Annotated in this window: 18 protein-coding genes; 6 read left to right on the top strand and 12 right to left on the bottom strand. The window is 68.1% G+C overall.

Annotated elements, in window-relative coordinates; all coding sequences use genetic code 11:
* Window positions 1-33: 33 nt before the first annotated feature.
* A complete protein-coding gene (locus E4M00_RS02345; RefSeq protein WP_135118927.1) occupies window positions 34-1,206 on the top strand; it encodes a MalY/PatB family protein in 1,173 nt (390 codons plus the stop codon).
* A gap of 20 nt (window positions 1,207-1,226) precedes the next feature.
* On the opposite strand, the gene E4M00_RS02350 is transcribed toward E4M00_RS02345, so the two are convergent.
* Complete coding sequence (locus E4M00_RS02350) at window positions 1,227-2,003, bottom strand: hypothetical protein (protein ID WP_135118928.1); 777 nt, start codon at window positions 2,001-2,003, stop codon at window positions 1,227-1,229.
* Between the two features lie 110 nt (window positions 2,004-2,113).
* Window positions 2,114-3,616, bottom strand: a complete 1,503-nt coding sequence (gene guaB / locus E4M00_RS02355; RefSeq protein WP_135118929.1) for an IMP dehydrogenase — start codon at window positions 3,614-3,616, stop codon at window positions 2,114-2,116.
* A 293-nt stretch (window positions 3,617-3,909) separates the two neighbouring features.
* On the opposite strand from guaB, the gene E4M00_RS02360 reads away from it, so the two are divergent.
* Genes E4M00_RS02360 through E4M00_RS02375 form a run of 4 tightly spaced genes read left to right on the top strand, consistent with a single transcriptional unit; the run spans window position 3,910 to window position 7,822 of the window.
* Window positions 3,910-5,169, top strand: coding sequence for a branched-chain amino acid ABC transporter permease (locus E4M00_RS02360; RefSeq protein WP_135119202.1), 1,260 nt, complete (start codon window positions 3,910-3,912; stop codon window positions 5,167-5,169).
* Between the two features lie 14 nt (window positions 5,170-5,183).
* Window positions 5,184-6,167: a branched-chain amino acid ABC transporter permease gene (locus E4M00_RS02365; protein WP_056167757.1), complete on the top strand. Its 984-nt coding sequence runs from the start codon at window positions 5,184-5,186 to the stop codon at window positions 6,165-6,167.
* On the top strand, window positions 6,157-7,071 hold the full coding sequence (locus E4M00_RS02370; protein ID WP_056165833.1) for an ABC transporter ATP-binding protein: 915 nt from the start codon (window positions 6,157-6,159) through the stop codon (window positions 7,069-7,071). The genes E4M00_RS02365 and E4M00_RS02370 overlap by 11 nt, the downstream gene beginning before the upstream one ends.
* Entirely contained in the window at window positions 7,058-7,822 is a 765-nt protein-coding gene (locus E4M00_RS02375; RefSeq protein ID WP_055821236.1) for an ABC transporter ATP-binding protein, read from the top strand. The genes E4M00_RS02370 and E4M00_RS02375 overlap by 14 nt, the downstream gene beginning before the upstream one ends.
* A 270-nt stretch (window positions 7,823-8,092) precedes the next feature.
* Here the strand turns inward: E4M00_RS02375 and E4M00_RS02380 are convergent, their stop codons facing one another.
* The 4 genes from E4M00_RS02380 to groES form a co-directional block, all read right to left on the bottom strand.
* Complete coding sequence (locus tag E4M00_RS02380; protein WP_135118930.1) at window positions 8,093-9,388, bottom strand: ABC transporter substrate-binding protein; 1,296 nt, start codon at window positions 9,386-9,388, stop codon at window positions 8,093-8,095.
* A 225-nt stretch (window positions 9,389-9,613) separates the two neighbouring features.
* Window positions 9,614-10,372, bottom strand: a complete 759-nt coding sequence (locus tag E4M00_RS02385; protein ID WP_135118931.1) for a hypothetical protein — start codon at window positions 10,370-10,372, stop codon at window positions 9,614-9,616.
* Window positions 10,373-10,417: 45 nt separating this feature from the next.
* Complete coding sequence (gene rarD / locus E4M00_RS02390; RefSeq protein WP_135119203.1) at window positions 10,418-11,368, bottom strand: EamA family transporter RarD; 951 nt, start codon at window positions 11,366-11,368, stop codon at window positions 10,418-10,420.
* Between the two features lie 195 nt (window positions 11,369-11,563).
* Complete coding sequence (groES, locus tag E4M00_RS02395; RefSeq protein WP_056165818.1) at window positions 11,564-11,860, bottom strand: co-chaperone GroES; 297 nt, start codon at window positions 11,858-11,860, stop codon at window positions 11,564-11,566.
* Window positions 11,861-12,004: 144 nt separating this feature from the next.
* Between groES and E4M00_RS02400 the strand changes: the two genes are divergently transcribed.
* Entirely contained in the window at window positions 12,005-13,192 is a 1,188-nt protein-coding gene (locus E4M00_RS02400) for a class I SAM-dependent methyltransferase (protein ID WP_135118932.1), read from the top strand.
* Window positions 13,193-13,261: 69 nt separating this feature from the next.
* On the opposite strand, the gene E4M00_RS02405 is transcribed toward E4M00_RS02400, so the two are convergent.
* The 6 genes from E4M00_RS02405 to tsaB all read right to left on the bottom strand — a co-directional run bounded on the left by E4M00_RS02405 (window position 13,262) and on the right by tsaB (window position 17,036).
* Window positions 13,262-13,534 (bottom strand): hypothetical protein, encoded by a 273-nt coding sequence (locus E4M00_RS02405; RefSeq protein WP_135118933.1) that lies wholly within the window; start codon window positions 13,532-13,534, stop codon window positions 13,262-13,264.
* A 77-nt stretch (window positions 13,535-13,611) separates the two neighbouring features.
* Window positions 13,612-14,319 carry a DUF4190 domain-containing protein gene (locus tag E4M00_RS02410; protein WP_135118934.1) on the bottom strand — a complete coding sequence of 236 codons (708 nt, stop codon included), beginning with the start codon at window positions 14,317-14,319 and terminating at the stop codon, window positions 13,612-13,614.
* Window positions 14,320-14,339: 20 nt separating this feature from the next.
* Window positions 14,340-14,744: a DUF4190 domain-containing protein gene (locus E4M00_RS02415; protein WP_135118935.1), complete on the bottom strand. Its 405-nt coding sequence runs from the start codon at window positions 14,742-14,744 to the stop codon at window positions 14,340-14,342.
* Between the two features lie 104 nt (window positions 14,745-14,848).
* Window positions 14,849-15,904, bottom strand: a complete 1,056-nt coding sequence (tsaD, locus tag E4M00_RS02420; protein WP_135118936.1) for a tRNA (adenosine(37)-N6)-threonylcarbamoyltransferase complex transferase subunit TsaD — start codon at window positions 15,902-15,904, stop codon at window positions 14,849-14,851.
* Window positions 15,901-16,419, bottom strand: a complete 519-nt coding sequence (rimI, locus tag E4M00_RS02425) for a ribosomal protein S18-alanine N-acetyltransferase (protein ID WP_135118937.1) — start codon at window positions 16,417-16,419, stop codon at window positions 15,901-15,903. Before rimI ends, tsaD begins: the two co-directional genes overlap by 4 nt.
* The gene (gene tsaB / locus E4M00_RS02430; protein ID WP_135118938.1) at window positions 16,416-17,036 is read right to left on the bottom strand and encodes a tRNA (adenosine(37)-N6)-threonylcarbamoyltransferase complex dimerization subunit type 1 TsaB; all 621 of its coding nucleotides are present in this window, start codon (window positions 17,034-17,036) and stop codon (window positions 16,416-16,418) included. The genes rimI and tsaB overlap by 4 nt, the downstream gene beginning before the upstream one ends.
* Window positions 17,037-17,069: the final 33 nt, after the last annotated feature.

Here is a 17,069-nt window from a genome sequence, read left to right on the forward strand (position 1 = left end):
CGGGCTGTCGCACGGATGCGGCAAGCTGGAGCCATGACGAGGATCGACGCCGAACCCCTCCACAGCCTCCGCGAGCGCACCAGCGAGAAGTGGCGCACGCACCCCGACGACGTGCTGCCGCTGACCGTCGCCGAGATGGACTTCCCGTTGGCGCCGCCCATCAGCGCGGCCCTGCACGCCGCCGTCGAACGCTCCGACACCGGTTACGTCTACACGAGCCTCGCCGTGGCGACGGCCTTCGCCGGATTCGCCCGCGACCGCTGGGGGTGGGAGGTCGACCCGAACAGGGTCACCAGCACGGCCGACGTCAGTCTCGGCATCGTCGAGGTGCTGCGCCAGGTCACCCGGCCCGGCGACGGCGTGATCATCACTCCCCCGGTCTATCCGCCGTTCTTCGAGCTGGCGCCCGAGGCGTCCGCTCGCATCGTCGAGGTCCCCCTCCTCGGCGGGATCGACGACGGCTGGCGGCTCGACCTCGACGGCATCGATGCAGCGTTCGCAGCCGGCGCGCGGGCGATGGTTCTCTGCAACCCGCACAATCCGGTCGGGCTCTGCCACGCCGCCGACGATCTGCGCACCCTCGCCGACATCGCGCAGCGGCACGGGGCCACCATCGTCAGCGACGAGATCCACAACGCCCTGCTGCGGGAGGGTGCCGCATACTCGCCGTTCCTGTCGGTGTCGGATGCCGCCCGCGAGGTGGGCGTCGCCGTCACCTCGGCGAGCAAGGCGTTCAACGTCGCAGGGCTCAAGTGCGCTCTCGTCATCACGGCGAGCGACCGCGGCGATGCCGTTCGCGCGGCCTTCCCCGTCGAGGTGCAGTGGCGAACGGGGCTGTTCGGGGAGATCGCGAGCATCGCGGCCTTCTCGGCCGGCGGCGCCTGGCTCGACGGGGTGCGTGAGACCCTCGACGCCAACGCCGCACTGCTCGGCGAGCTGCTCGCGCAGAAGCTTCCCGGCGTGCGCTATCGCATTCCCGACGCCACCTACCTGGCCTGGCTCGACCTGTCGGCGCTCGGCTGGGGCGACGACCCCGCCGCGCACGCTCTCGAGCACGCGAAGGTGGCGCTCGCGAACGGCCCGGAGTTCGGTGCCGAGCAGGGCCGCGGTCATGCGCGACTGAACTTCGGCACCTCCCCCGAGATCATCCGCGAGGCGATCGACCGGCTGGCGGCGCTGGCCGCGGGCTCAGCGCTGGTCGAGTAGGCCGCGAGTCCAGGGCTGCTCTAGAGCGGAGGCGCCGTCACGAGTCGGGTCGAACAACCGATCTCGCCGGGCATCAGCCACTCGGCTGGGTAGCCGCCTCCGGCCTGAACGCTGCCGTCGGGCTCACGCACGCCGACGACGCAGTCGCCCTCCGCCGACACCCCGACGGCCGCGATGAGCCGACCGTCTTGGGCGGTCGTCTCGATGGTGACGTAGTCCTGCGGGAACGCCGCTCCCACGGCCGCCTCGAGGCCGGCGGCATCCGTCGACCGCAGCACGGCCTCGAGGACGTCCGCGGCGGAGGGGTCGAGGCTGGGCGGGGCCGTGGGAGACGGCAGTGGAGGCGCATCGCTGTCCGGACACGCGATCCGATCGAGGTCGAGGGTGTCGTCGTAGCTGTCGCCGACGATCTCATAGTGGGCGCACAGCGTTGCGGAGCCGGCCTTCCGGCCCCGGTCGCCGACAGTGTCGGGACTGTGCGGTGCGATGTCGACGCTGATGCGGAGAACGATCCGGGCGCCATCGGGGTCCGAGGTGTCGCCGCCCCAGGACAGGGCCTCGACCCGACGCGACGACCCGTCGGGGAGATCGACGTTCTCGTCGGGCACGTGCCAGGCCACGAGCCACTCAGCAGTGCGCGGACTGATGCCCGGCGGCGTCATGTCGGCGCCGATCCGCTGTGCGACGGCCCAGGCCTCGTCCTCGGCGAAGGCGTCGCCGCCGAGCCGCGTGCACCCCGTCGACGCCACCACCACCATCGCCGCGACCGCAGCGATCAACCCCCATCGTGACCCCATCCGGCGAGCCTAGGCAGGCGCGGGTGGGGCCTGCGTCGGGGGCGGCCCTGAGCTCAGCCGAATGGCCGAAGCACTTCGGCCGCGCGCTACGCGTGGGCCTCAGCGAGCGGCTACCTGGTGTAGTTCGGGGCCTCGACCACGATCTGCACGTCGTGCGGGTGCGATTCCTTGAGGCCGGCCGGCGTGATGCGCACGAACTTGCCCTTGGCCTTCAGCTCCTCGACGGTGCGAGCGCCGACGTAGAACATCGACTGACGGAGCCCGCCGATGAGCTGGTAGGCCACGGCGGAGAGCGGACCGCGGAACGGGACCTGACCTTCGATGCCCTCGGGGATGAGCTTGTCGTCGCTCGGCACGTCGGCCTGGAAGTAGCGGTCCTTCGAGTACGAGGTCTTCTTGCCCCGCGTCTGCAGAGCTCCCAGCGAGCCCATGCCACGGTAGGTCTTGAACTGCTTGCCGTTCTGGAAGATGAGCTCACCGGGGCTCTCGGCCGTACCGGCGAGGAGGGATCCCAGCATCACCGTGTCTGCGCCGGCCACGAGTGCCTTGGCGATGTCGCCCGAGTACTGCAGCCCGCCGTCGGCGATGAGCGGAACACCGGCGGGGCGCGTGGCCTTCGACGCCTCGTAGATGGCCGTGATCTGCGGCACGCCCACACCGGCGACGACGCGGGTGGTGCAGATGGAACCCGGCCCGACGCCGACCTTCACGGCATCGGCTCCGGCGTCCACCAGGGCCTGGGCGCCCTCGCGCGTCGCGACGTTGCCGCCGATCACGTCGATGTGGGCGAACGTGGGGTCGTTCTTGATGCGGCGGATGATGTCGAGCACACCGGCGCTCTCGCCGTTGGCCGTGTCGACCACGAGCACGTCGACGCCGGCGTCACGCAGGGCCTCGGCGCGCTCCCACGCGTCACCGAAGAAGCCCATGGCCGCCCCGACGCGCAGGCGCCCCTCGGAGTCCTTGGTGGCGTTGGGGTACTGCTCGCTCTTGTCGAAGTCCTTCACCGTGATGAGGCCGGTCAGGTAGCCGTCCTCGTCGACGAGGGGGAGCTTCTCGACCTTGTGCTTGGCGAAGATGGCCAGAGCCTCGTCGGGGTTCATGCCGACGCGGCCGGTGATGAGCGGCATGTTCGTCATGACCTCGCTCACCTTCGTCGAGGACTTCTCGAAGTCGGCGACGAACCTGATGTCGCGGTTCGAGATGATGCCGACGAGCTTGCCGGCCTCGTCCACCACGGGCAGGCCGCTCACCCGGTACGTCGCGCAGAGGGCGTCGACATCCGCGACGGAGGCATCCGGAGTCGTCGTCACAGGGTTCGAGACCATGCCGGACTCACTGCGCTTGACCCGGTCGACCATCTCGGCCTGGTCGGCGATCGAGAGATTGCGATGCAGGATGCCGATGCCACCCTGACGGGCCATGGCGATGGCCATGCGCGCCTCGGTGACGGTGTCCATCGCGGCAGAGAGCAGCGGTGTCGCGACGTCGATGCGCCGGGTCAACTGCGAGCGCGTGTCCGCGTCGCTCGGGATCACGTCGGTGTGTCCGGGCAGGAGCAGCACGTCGTCGTAAGTCAGACCGATGAAGCCGAAGGGATCGTGCTCGCCCATCTCGAAATTCCTTTGCAGAGTTCAGATCGTTATGAAGCCGCAATCCACGATGATCCGACCAGTTGCTCAATGTTAAGCGAGTTTGCGCCTCAGGCATTCCACCCGACACAATCACTCAGCGTCGACAACCACATTCGCGAAACACATAGGACATAATCAGCACGTACTGTCGACAAAGTTGTTGTCAGGATTGACCTAGGAGCCACCACCGGCACGACCGGTGCGGCACCCCCCATGGAGGTTCAGTGAATTCCACTGATACGGCTCGTCGGCGATCACCGAGAACTCTCGTGATCCTCGTCGGTCTCTTGTTCGCATTTCTCACATTGAGCGCATTCAACGCCTCACCAGCCCAAGCGGACGAGGTGGGCACCGAGTACGACTACACGTTCGTCGGCAACGTCCAGTTCGACCAGGAGCCGTTGGAGGGCGTGGAGATCACGGTCTCCGGCAACGGCTACACGGCGACGGTGGCGACTGATGCCGACGGCAAGTGGAAGATCGGAGTTCCCGAGAAGGCCGCGTACAAGATCACCCTCGACGAGGACACCCTTCCCAAGGGCGTCGTCGTCGCGAAGGGCGGTTCGACGATCGAGGCCGAGTTCGCCCTCACCGCGACGAAGGCCGTCAACTTCTTCCTGGGTGAGGGGCAGCGCGTCACGACGAGCTTCTTCGACCAGTTCGTGCAGCGCGTCGTCAACGGCCTCAATTTCGGTCTCCTCCTGGCGTTGGCCGCGATCGGCGTCTCGCTGATCTTCGGCACGACGGGGCTGTCGAACTTCGCCCACGCTGAGATGATCACCTTCGGTGCCCTCATGACGCTCACCTTCGGCGTCGACCTGGCCTGGCCGCTCTGGATCGCGATCATCATCGCGCTGGTTCTGAGCGCAGGACTCGGCTGGACGCTCGACGCGATGATCTGGAAACCGCTGCGCAAGAAGGGCGTCGGCATCATCCAGCTCATGATCGTGAGTATCGGCCTGTCCCTGGCACTGCGCTACGTCTACCAGTTCTTCTACGGAGGAGCCACGCAGCAGCTGCCCGGCGCGACCCTGTCTAGCGACATCCGCTTCGGCGCAGTAGCCCTCTCGTGGGTCGACGTGGTCAGCATGGTCATCAGCGTCGTGGTGCTGCTCGGGGTCGCGTACTTCCTGCTCCGCACGCGCATCGGCAAGGCCACGCGCGCCGTGTCCGACAACCCGAGCCTCGCCTCGGCCAGCGGCATCGACGTCGACGGGGTCATCCGCATCGTGTGGGTGCTCGGTGGACTGCTCGCCGGCCTCTCCGGCATCCTCTACGCCTACGCCCGTCCGGGTGTGAGCTGGGACATGGGCTTCCAGATCCTGCTGCTCGTCTTCGCCGCCGTGACCCTCGGTGGTCTCGGCACGGCGTTCGGTGCCCTGGTCGGATCGCTCATCGTCGGGCTCTTCACTGAGCTCACGACCCTGTGGCTCCCGTCCGACCTCAAGTACGTGGGAGCACTCATCATCCTGATCCTCATCCTGCTGTTCCGACCGCAGGGCATCCTGGGTCGCAAAGAGAGAATCGGTTAGGGGGCAGGCACATGATCGACTGGATTCAGATCTTCTCCAATGCCTCGCAGGAGCTCATCAGCCCGACGACGGCCGCCTACGCACTCGCTGCGCTCGGCCTCGCCATCCACTTCGGATACACGGGCCTGCTGAACTTCGGGCAGGCGGGCTTCATGGCCCTCGGCGCGTACGGCTACGCCATCTCGATCCTCACCTTCGGCTTCCCCGTGTGGGCCGCCGTGCTGGTGGGAGTCGGGGCCTCGGTGATCTTCGCGCTCATCCTCGGTATTCCGACTCTGCGACTGCGGGCCGACTACCTCGCCATCGTCACGATCGCGGCAGCCGAGATCCTGCGACTGCTCTTCACCACGGGAACGTGGGAGTCCGTCACGGGTTCCGCCAGCGGCCTGCAGGGGTACAAGGGCAGCTTCGGCGCTCTGAACCCGTTCACCTTCGAGGGCACTGTCGGCTTCGGGCCGTTCCAGTACAACGCCTACGACTGGTGGATCCGCCTCGTCGGCTGGACGGTCGTGATCATCGCGGGCATCCTCACCTGGCTCATCATGCGCAGCCCCTGGGGCCGTGTCATCAAGGGCATCCGTGAGGACGAGGACGCTGTGCGGGCTCTCGGCAAGAACGTGTACTCCTACAAGATGCAGAGCCTCGTTCTCGGTGGCGTCTTCGGAACCCTCGCCGGCATGATCTTCGTGCTCCCGCGTGCGGTGGTCCCGGCGAACTACCAGACCTCGCTCACGTTCTTCATCTACGCGATCCTGCTGCTCGGTGGCGCCGCCACCATCCTCGGGCCGATCATCGGCTCGATGATCTTCTGGGTGCTGCTGTCGTTCTTCTCGGGCTTCATCGCCCGAGCCGTGGAGGCCGGCTGGCTGCCCTTCATGACCCAGGTGCAGGCTGGTCAGCTGCGCTTCATCCTCGTCGGAGTCGCGATCATGCTGATCGTGATCTTCAGACCACAGGGCATCTTCGGAAACAAGAAGGAGTTGGCCTTTGTCAAGTGACACGACCCCAACAGTCACGCCGGTCAAGACGACCGGCCTGCACATCGGCGATGCCGTCCCGGGAGTCCGCAAGGTCGACCCGATCATCATCGCCGACGGAGTGCGACGCACCTTCGGCGGCCTGACAGCCGTCGACGTCGAGCACGTCGAGATCCCCCGCGGTGCCATCACGGCCCTCATCGGACCCAATGGCGCCGGCAAGACGACCTTCTTCAACCTGCTGACGGGCTTCGACAAGCCGGATGCGGGTGTGTGGGAGTTCGACGGCAAGCCGCTGCAGCGCGTGCCCGCCTACCGCGTGGCCCGCATGGGACTCATCCGCACCTTCCAGCTGACGAAGTCGCTCGGGCTCCTCACGGTGCTCGACAACATGAAGCTCGGTGCGAAGGGACAGACCGGCGAGAACCTGTTCCGCTCCGTCCTGCCGTTCCTCTGGCGCAAGCAGGAGGACGAGATCACGGTCAAGGCCGATGAGCTGCTCGCCCGCTTCAAGCTCGACGCCAAGCGCGAGGACTACGCCGCCAGCCTCTCCGGTGGCCAGCGCAAGCTCCTCGAGATGGCTCGAGCCCTCATGAGCGATCCGACGCTGGTCATGCTCGACGAGCCGATGGCCGGAGTGAACCCGGCGCTCACGCAGTCGCTGCTCGACCACATCCTGGGCCTCAAGGACCAGGGAATGACGGTGCTCTTCGTCGAGCACGACATGCACATGGTCCGCCACATCGCCGATTGGGTGATCGTGATGGCCGAGGGCAAGGTCGTCGCGGAAGGCGATCCGCACACCGTCATGGCCAACCCTGCCGTCATCGACGCCTACCTCGGGTCGCACCACGACTCCGACCTGGGCGAGACCGACACAGAGCACGTCGAAGTCCTGAAGGAGCTCATCGATGACGAACAGTAGTCCAGCAGCCCCCGCCGCCCCCGCACCCGTCGGCGAGCTCGTCGTCGATGTGCGGAGCGTCACCGCCGGGTACCTGCCCGGGGTGAACATCCTGAACGACTGCTCGCTGCAGGCACGTCAGGGCGAGCTCATCGGCATCATCGGCCCGAACGGCGCCGGCAAGTCGACCCTGCTGAAGTCGATCTTCGGCCTCGTGAAGGTGCGTGAGGGCGGAATCTTCCTGCAGGGCGAGGAGATCACCAACCTCAAGGCGAACAAGCTCGTCGCCAAGGGCGTCGGCTTCGTTCCGCAGACGAACAACGTGTTCCCGTCGCTCACCATCCAGGAGAACCTGGAGATGGGCATGTACCAGAAGCCCAAGGGCCTCAAGGAACGCCTCGAGTTCGTGACCGAGATCTTCCCAGAACTCGGACGCCGCCTCACGCAGCGCGCCGGCTCGCTCTCGGGCGGTGAACGCCAGATGGTGGCCATGTCGCGTGCACTCATGATGGGCCCGCACATCCTGCTCCTCGACGAGCCCAGCGCCGGCCTCTCCCCCGTGCGCCAGGACGAGGCGTTCCTGCGCGTCAAGGAGATCAACAAGGCCGGCGTGACGACCATCATGGTCGAGCAGAACGCTCGACGCTGTCTGCAGATCTGCGACCGCGGCTACGTGCTCGACCAGGGCAAGGACGCGTACACCGGTACGGGCCGCGAGCTGCTGAACGACCCCAAGGTCATCGGGCTCTACCTCGGCACGCTCGGAGAGTAGCGCTCGGAACAACACGAGAAGAGGGGCGGATGCTGCGGCATCCGCCCCTCTTCTCGTTCTCGGGTTCGCCCGGTCGGCATCGTGGGTGCCACGGCGCTGGTCATCGACACCGCCGCGATCCCTCGCGCCGACCACGGCCCCTGGGTGCCTGTGTACGGTCGCTCAGCGCCCTCCCATGGGCATGAGGGCGTCGACCCCGGCGGAGCCCGGCTCGCGGACACGAGAAAGGGCCCCGGCCGAAGCCGAGGCCCTTCCCGTCAGCAGATGCGCTTAGTTGATGCGCGTGTACTTGTTGTCGGCTCCGTACTCGTAGACACCGATGGTGGCTTCGGTCGGGTCGCCGTTCTCGTCGAACGTGACGGGGCCGGAAGCTCCGTCGTAGTCGATCTGCTTGCCCTCGGCGAGGAGCTTGGCGCCCTCTTCGAAGGTGGTGACCTTGGTGCCGTCACCCGTGCCGCCCGACACCTGCTGGAGGTACTTGGCGATCTCGGTGCCGTCGGTGCTGTTGGCCGCGTAGGCAGCCAGAGCGATGAGGACGGCGGCGTCGTACGACTCGGGTCCGTAGCTGAAGTCGGTCAGGGCCGGGTCTGCGGTGAGCAGGCGCTCCCTGAAGTCGTCCTCGAGCTTGGGGCCGGGGAGCGTACCCTTCGATCCGGCGATGAGGCCGGGAGCGAAGTCGGCGCTGTAGTCGGCGAGGTTTCCATCGACGAAGTACAGCTTGTCACCGGGGTAGCCGGATCCGACGAGAGCAGGCACGACGACCTTGGCCTCGTCGAACGTGATGACGGCAACGGCGTCGGGCTTCGCGGCGGAGATCGCCGAGAGCTGAGCGTCGAAGTTGGAGTCACCGGTGTTGAACTGCTGCTCGACGACGACCTCGCCGCCGGCGGCCTCGAAGGCCTCCTTCGTGGCCGCGGCCAGTCCGGTGCCGTAGGGGTCGTTCAGCACGAGGAGACCGAGGGTGGAGTTGCCGTCCTCGGCGATCTGCGTGCCGAGAACCTCTCCCTGGAGCAGGTCGGAGGGAGCCGTACGGAAGTACAGGCCCTTGTCCTCGTAGGTCGTGAAGTCGGGCGACGTGTTCGCCGGCGAGAACTGCACGACACCGGCGCCGGTGATCTGGTCGATGACCGTGAAGGAGACACCCGAGGATGCCGCACCGACGATGGCCGAGACATCCTGCGAGAGGAGGTCGGTCACCGAGACGGTGGCGGTGTCGGTCGTGGTGTCACCCGAGTCGCGGTAGATGACCTCGAGGTTGAGGCCCGATGCTGCGTCGTTGACCTCGGTGGCGCCGAGCGCGACGCCGGCCTCCTCGGGCGGGCCGAGGAAGGCGAGGGTGCCGGACTGCGGCAGGATCGTGCCGATCTTCAGATCGAGGGCACGGTCGCCGGCCTTGATGGGCAGGGCGTCGCCGGCCGCGGCCGTCTCGGAAGCGGACGGGCTGGCCGCCTCGCCGCCACCACTGCTGCACGCGGTCAGTAGGAGAGCGCTGACGCCGACGAGGGCGGCTCCGCTCAATACTGCCCGGGCAGAGCGCGAGGCCTTGGCCTTCGCGAATACGCTCATGTTGCTCCTTGGGACTTAGGAATGTGTACACAGATGACAGTCCGGAAGACTGCCGTGCTGCCACAGTATTGGGCGATCATTGACCGGACAAGCCAACTAGGTCACAGTGCGGTAAAACCGTCCAAATTGTTACATCCCGGCAAACTGGGGGGCGCAAAACAACGGAATCTGTACTACGCGGCCAATCCTGCGACGTTTTCACGCGTCCGAGCGGGGCGCGGAGAGCTACTTCTTCTTGGACTTCGTCGGGCTCGGTTCCGGCTCCGGCGTCGCCTGGGCGAGGCCGCCGGTACCGGTCACGCCGGCGTACACGATGGTGGCGTCATCGGCGAGAGCTGCGGCGCATTCACCGAAACTCACGCAGGAGAAGGTGCCGCTCGAGACCGCCGTGATCGCGTCGGCGACAGCACTTCCGGAGTCGTTGTCCGCCACGGTCGCGGCGAGCGCGACGCGCATGGTGGTGTCGTAAGCCTCGCCGCCGCCGATGAGCGGCTTCGCCCCGGGGTCGGCGGACTGCAGGCGAGCCGAGAAGGCCTCGTCGGGCTTCCAGTCGGCCTGGCCGATGCGCACGACAGTCGTGGCGCCGCCGACGGCGGCGATCTCCTCGGGGATGTCGCCCTTCGCCGCCCAGAGCACCACGTCGATGCTGCGGTCGGTGAGTTCCTTCACGATGGCAGCGGCATCCGCCGTCGTCGATCGGTGCACGACGACGACCGGAGCACCGAGAACGCCGCCCTGCTCGTTGAGTTCGCGCACGGCCAGCTCGACTCCGGCGACCCGAGCCTGGGAGACGTCCGCCGTCTTGCCTGCCATGTCGAGAACCGTCATGAGGTGCAGCGACCCGTCGCCGGCGACGATCGGCACAGGAGTCGGGGTCGCCGTCGGCGTCGATCGCTCCTCGCCCTGATCCTGGGCCGTGCAGCCCGTGAGCAGGAGCGCGCCTGCCACGAGGGCTGCGAGCGCAACCGATCGGTGGATCCTCATCACTGGCGGTCCTCCCCTTCTGCCGGGCGCAAGCCTAGCGGCGGGTCAGGCTGATTCGACGGATGCGCGCCGTGCACTGCGCGCCGAGCGCGCCATGTCGATCGTGAGCACCGCCAGCGCGACCCAGACGAGGCTGAATCCGACCCAGCGCTCAGGCGGCATCGCCTCGTGCAGCAGCACAACGCCGACGAGGAACTGGATGAACGGCGCGAAGTACTGGATGAAGCCCATGTAGATGAGCGGAAGGCGTCGCGACGCTGCGGCGAAGAACAGGAGCGGCACGGCCGTGATGACTCCGGCAGCCGCGAGCAGCACGGTGTGCCAGACGCTGACGGTCCCGAGCGTGATGCCGCCGGTCGCACTCACGACGATGAGGGCGACGACGGCGACGGGGGTGAGCCACGCCGTCTCGAGCGTGAGCCCGGACACGGCGTCGACCTGGCCGCCGACCCTCTTCTTGATCAGCCCGTAGAAGCCGAAGGAGAACGCGAGCGCCAGGGCGATCCACGGGAAGCTGCCGTGGCCGAAGGCGAGAACGAGCACGGCGACGATGCTGATGCCCACAGCCGCCCACTGCAACGGGCGCAGCCGCTCCCGCAGCACGATGACTCCGAGGAACACCGTGACGATCGGGTTGATGAAGTAGCCGAGCGCCGCCTCGACGACCTGCCCCGTCATGGCGGCGTAGACGTAGACGGTCCAGTTCACGAGGATGAGCACTCCGGCGAGCGCCATGGTCAACGAGATGCGCGGCTGCCGGGCCAGTGCGAAGAACCCGCGCCACGCCTTCGTGATGCTCAGGAGGATCGCGCAGAACACCAGCGAGAAGAGGATGCGCCAGGAGACGATCTCGGGAGCTCCGGCCGGGGCCAGCGCGATGAAGTAGATCGGGAGGAAGCCCCAGAGCACGTAGGCGGAGATCGCGTAGATCAGGCCCGTGCGGCCGACCTTGTCGGTCGGCGACGCGAGGTCGGTCTTCGGGGATTCCTGCGTCACAGCCACTCGTCCGAGCTTACGCGGCGTGAGGCCGGTGCCGCCTCGGCCCGACTGCCAACGCGACGCGACATCCTGCCGAGGAGGGGCATCCGTTCCTTCTCAGGCCACGAGGTCGCAGGAGTTCGATCCGCCGGGGAATGACGAAGGGGCCCGGATGCGCTCAGCATCCGGGCCCCTCACTCGTGTGGGGTGCGACTAACGCACGACCACCGCGAGAACGTCGCGAGCGGAGAGGACCAGCAGGTCTTCGCCCGAGAACTTGACCTCGGTTCCGCCGTACTTGGAGTAGATGACCTTGTCGCCGACGGCGATGTCGAGGGGCACGCGGTTGCCGTTGTCGTCGATGCGACCGGGGCCCACGGCCACGACCTCGCCCTCCTGGGGCTTCTCCTTGGCGGTGTCGGGGATGACGAGACCCGACGCCGTGGTCTGCTCTGCCTCGACCTGCTTGATGACGATGCGATCCTCGAGCGGCTTGATGGAGACCGACACGGTTGACCTCTTTCTGTAACGAAGACTGGGTTAGCACACTCGATATGAGAGTGCTAAGACGAGTTTAGGGCGCGATTGGCACTCATGCAACGTGAGTGCCAACCATGACGGCCGGCGCGGCGGGCTGTGGGTTAGCGTTGGGGCATGGATCGCTCCGAGCTCGTCGACCTTCTGACGCCCGAGGGATTCCGTCTCCTCGACTCCCTCCCGCCGTGGGACGCCCAGGCCGACGTCGTACGTCTGGTCAGCGGCCTGCGCGCTCAGGGCCACCCGGCCGGTCTCGTCGCGAGCGTGCTCAGCCAGTCGCGGCTTCGGGCGAAGGCCGAGAGCAAGTTCGGCGAATTCGCCTCACGCATGCTGTTCACCGACGCCGGTCTCGAGCAGGCGACGAGACTCTCGGTGGCAGCACTGCACGCCGGGCGGTATTCGGCGGCGGGCATCAGCCGTGTAGCCGACCTCGGCTGTGGAATCGGGGGCGACGCCCTGGCGATGGCCGCCCTCGAGCTCGAGGTGACTGCCGCCGACACCGACGAGGTCACGGCGGCCATCGCCAGCTACAACCTCGCCCCGTTCACGTCGGCCACAGTGGTGAACGCCCGCGCCGAGGAGGTCGATCTCGCCGACGTCGACGGCGTGTACCTGGACCCGGCCCGACGCACGGCCGGCCACTCCGAGACCGAGCGGCTGACCAAGGCGAGCGACTACTCCCCCTCCCTCGATTTCGCCTTCGGGCTGGGCGAGCGGATGCCGACGGGAGTGAAGCTCGGACCCGGCTTCGACCGCTCGCTCATCCCCGCGCAGGCCGAGGCCCAGTGGGTGTCGGTCGACGGGCAGCTGGTGGAGATGGGGCTCTGGTTCGGCGCCCTGGCTCGTCCCGGCATCCGCCGCTCGGCGTTGCTGCTGGGGCGGGCGGGCACGGCCGAGCTCAGCGCCGACGCCGACAGCCCCGATGCCGAGGTCCGTGGACTCGGCGAGTACCTCTACGAGCCCGACGGCGCCGTCATCCGCGCCAGGCTCATCGGCGATCTTGCCCGAGAGCTCGACGCCGGGATGCTCAGCGAGGGAATCGCCTATCTCACGTCGGATGCCGCACATGCGACCCCGTTCGCGACGGCGTTCCGCGTGCTCGAGGTGTTGCCCACCGACGAGAAGAAGCTGAAGGCGGCCCTGCGCGAGCGCGGGATCGGGACGCTCGAGATCAAGAAGCGCGGCATCGACGTCGATCCGGCCCAGCTGCGGAAGCGTCTGCAGCTGAAGGGGACGGCATCAGCCACCATCGTGCTCGCCCGGCAGTCGGGCAAGCACGTGACACTCCTCGTCGAGCGGGTCTGACCGGCTCGACAGTGATACGGCGTGACGGAGTGACGGCCCGACGACAGGACCACTCGGAATGCGCGCCGCTCAGGACCCGGGGGCGACCCTCATGACGACCAGTACCCAGATCGCGGCGATCACGATGCCGGCCACGCCCGTGACGATTCCGACGGTCCGATTGGTGCGGCTGTAGGAGTCGGTCGGCCGCGCGGCGATGCCCGCGATCACGGCGATCGCGCAGGCGATAGCTCCCCACGGCAGGAACAGGCAGACGACCAGGCCGCCCACACCCAGCCAGCTCGACAGGCTGGCCGCGGCACTGGGCGGTTCCGGCATCAACGCCGCCTCGGACTGGCTCATCGATCCTCCCTGCGCCGCCGGTGGAGACGTGAGGCGGATGGCCGGTCACGGCCATCCGCCTCACATCGACGGTGTTCCTAGTACGTCGTGTAGCCCGAGTCGCCGATGGATGCGAAGACCGCGATCCAGAAGATGAGCGAGATCAGTCCGATGACGACGCCGAGGAAGCCCAGGATGATTCCGGTCAACCACATGCCCTTGGCTCCCGGCTCCTTCTTCTTGCCGAGGAAACCCAGCACGATGGCCGCGGCAGGGATGAGCATCTGCAGGATGCCGCCGGCGATGGGGATCCACACGACGACCAGCGATCCTGCGACGCCGATGATGCCGGCGATGAGCGAGATGAGGCTGAGTGTCGGAGTGGGCGACGCCGGGCCCGGGGCGTATGCCGAGGCTCCGTACGCCGGCGCTGCCGGAGCGCCGTAGGCGGGCGGGGATCCGTACGCAGGAGGCGGTGTCTGGGGAGCTCCGTAGGCGGGAGGAGCGGGCGGTGCGGGGGGAGCCGACGGCGCAGCGGGCGGAACCGGAGGCGCCACGGGAGCGGTCGACTCGACGGGCGGCACCGGGGGCGCTGCGGGGGGTGCCGGAGGCGCGGCGGGCGGTGCCGGAGGCGCGTCTGCGTCGGGAATCGTCGGCTCGTCCGCGGGAGCCGCAGTGGCAGCGGCATCCGTCACCGCAGGAGTCTCTGCAGCCTCGGGGATATCGGTGGACGGGACCGTGGGTTCGACACCGTCGACCGGCTGCTCCGGCTCGTCGGGTCGTGCTGGGGTCGTGGGATCGCTCATGGCGGTGGCCTGCTTTCGGTTCAGTACTGGTCGCCGTTTGCCGCGGCGAAGAAGAACAGCGGAACGAGGACGGCGAAGAAGAGGATGATGCCGGCGAGGATGCCGAGGTAGCCGAGGATGAGGCCGGCGATGGCGAAGCCGCGGCCCTGCTCACCGGTCTTCTTGACCTGGCTCAGGCCGATGTGGCCGAGGACGATGCCCACGAGGCTGATGCCGACGATGGACAGGATGAACGAGAGGATCGACAGCACGTTCCACTTGGGCTGAGCGGGGTACGGCTGGCCGTAGGCAGGCTGCTGTGCGTACGTGGGCGCCTGAGCGGGCGGCGGCGGCGGGCTGTAGGCGGGCGCAGCCTCAGGCTGTGCGGCCGGCGGAATCGTCGGACCCCCGGCCGCATCTGCAGGTGGCTGGTTGACGTCGGTCATCGGTCCCCTTCCGGCCGTGGATTCGCACGTCTGCCCACCCTACTCCGCCTGATCAGGGGCTGAAAGGGCGACGCGCGACTATGACGTCGGAGTGGTTCGGCGGCTCAGTGCACCTGGATGTCGGTGACCGGCAGCGTGGAGTCGGCCCCGAAATCGGGACCGGACGGATCGTGCCCGTGCATCACGAGCTGGGCTCCGAGGGCTGCGATCATGGCGCCGTTGTCCGTGCAGAGGTCGAGCGGTGGGATGCGCAGGGATATGCCTGCTGCGGCGGTGCGTTCCTCGGCGAGGGAGCGCACCCTGGCGTTCGCGACGACGCCGCCGCCGAGCAGGAGCCTGGGCACGCCCAGATCGGTGCACGCCGCGATCGCCTTGCCGATGAGGACGTCGGCGACCGCCTCCCGGAAGCTGGCCGCGACGTCGTTGATCGGGACCTCCTCGCCGGCGTCCTGCTTCTTCTCGACCCAGCGTGCGACGGAGGTCTTGAGGCCCGAGAAGCTGAAGTCGTACCGATGCGCGGCCATGTCCTTCGGCAGGGTGAGGCCGCGCGGGAACCGGATCGCCTTCGGATCTCCCAGGGCGGCCAGCCTGTCGATGTGCGGGCCACCCGGGTAGGGCAGGCCGAGGATGCGGGCGACCTTGTCGAACGCCTCCCCCGCGGCATCGTCGATGGTCTCGCCGAGGAGTTCGACGTCGGAGACCAGGTCTCGGACGAGCAGCAGCGAGGTGTGACCGCCCGAGACGAGGAGGGCGATCGTGGGGTACTCGAGGTGCCCCTCCTCGCCGAGAACGTCGACACCGACGTGACCGACGAGATGGTTGACCGCGTAGAGCGGCTTGTCGAGCGCGAGAGCGAGCGCCTTGGCCGAACCCACGCCGACCATGAGCGCCCCGGACAGGCCGGGGCCGCTCGTGACGGCGATCGCGTCGAGGTCTTCGAGGCTCACTCCCGCCTCGGCGAGGGCCGCGCCGATCATGGGGGTCATCGATTCGAGATGCGCCCGGGCAGCGACCTCGGGAACGACCCCGCCGTAGCGCGCGTGCTCGTCCATCGACGAGGCGATCGCGTTGGCGAGCAGGGTGCGTCCGCGCACGATTCCGACACCGGTCTCGTCGCAGGAGGTCTCGATTCCGAGCACCAGCGGATCCTCGCGATTCATCGGCTCTCCTCCGTCGAGATGCTCTCCACGCCGACAGCCAGCGTCGTCCTGGCCGGCCGGACGCTCAGGCGCATCACGAGAGCATCCACGCCGTCGGGCTGGTAGTAGTTCGGCCGCACGGCGATCTCGGCGAAGCCGAGCCGTCCGTAGAGCTTCTGGGCGACGGGGTTGTCTGCGCGCACCTCCAGGAAGACCTCGGTCACTCCTCGTCCGCGCGCCTCGTCGATGAGCCGTTCCATGAGTGCGCGCCCGAGGCCGTGTCCGCGGGAGGCCTCGGTGACGGCGATCGTCTGGATGTCCGCATCCGTTCCCCCGCGGGGTGCCAGCAGCCCCGCGTAGCCGACGATGTTCTCGCGCTCGTCGGGCGGGAATGCGACGAGGTAGTAGGTGTGCTCGCTGGCGAGGTCGGCCAGCATGGTCGCCGGAGACCAGGCATCCGTCGTGAACGTGCTGGTCTCGATGGCCATGATGGCGTCGACGTCTGCGACGCCCGCCCGGCGGAGCTGGAAGATCATCGGGTCACTCGCTTCGGGCCATTCGACGGGGTGACGTCGGGCGAGCGCAGGTAGAGCGGCTCATCGGCGGCGAACGGATGTCCGGCCGCGAAGGCGAGCTCGGCGACCATGCCGAGGCCCCCGGCGGGGATGGCGGCGGCGTCGATGCGCGTCAGCTCCGGAAAGGGAACGGCGTCGGGCTTGGCGAGGGCGGGGCCATCGGTGCGCTGCGGGAGTCCTTCGGCGTCGACGCCGGAGTAGGCCGACCAGAACACCTCACGGCGACGGGCATCCGTCACCACGAGCAGCCCGCCGGTCGCGCCCGAGGCGTAGTGCTGCCAGGCGACGGCGTCGTGGCTGGCGATGGGCACGAGCGGCCGCCCCAACGCGAAGGCGAACGTCCGCGCGGCGCTGATGCCGACGCGCAGCCCGGTGAACGGGCCCGGTCCCATGCCGCTGACGACCCCGGACAGCTCGGGGGGTCGGATGCCGGCCTCGGCGAGGGCAGCCGTGATGAGCGAGCCGATCACCTCGGCATGACGCATGGTGTCGGCGACGTCGACCTGGCTCAGGATGCCGCCGTCGCGGTCGACCACGGCGACGCTCGTGCCGGCGGAGGTATCGATGGCGAGCAGCACCCGTCCAGCCTACTTCGCCGCGGCCGGTGACCC

The sequence above is a fragment of the Orlajensenia leifsoniae genome (genome assembly GCF_004570845.1).
GTDB lineage: Bacteria > Actinomycetota > Actinomycetes > Actinomycetales > Microbacteriaceae > Orlajensenia > Orlajensenia leifsoniae.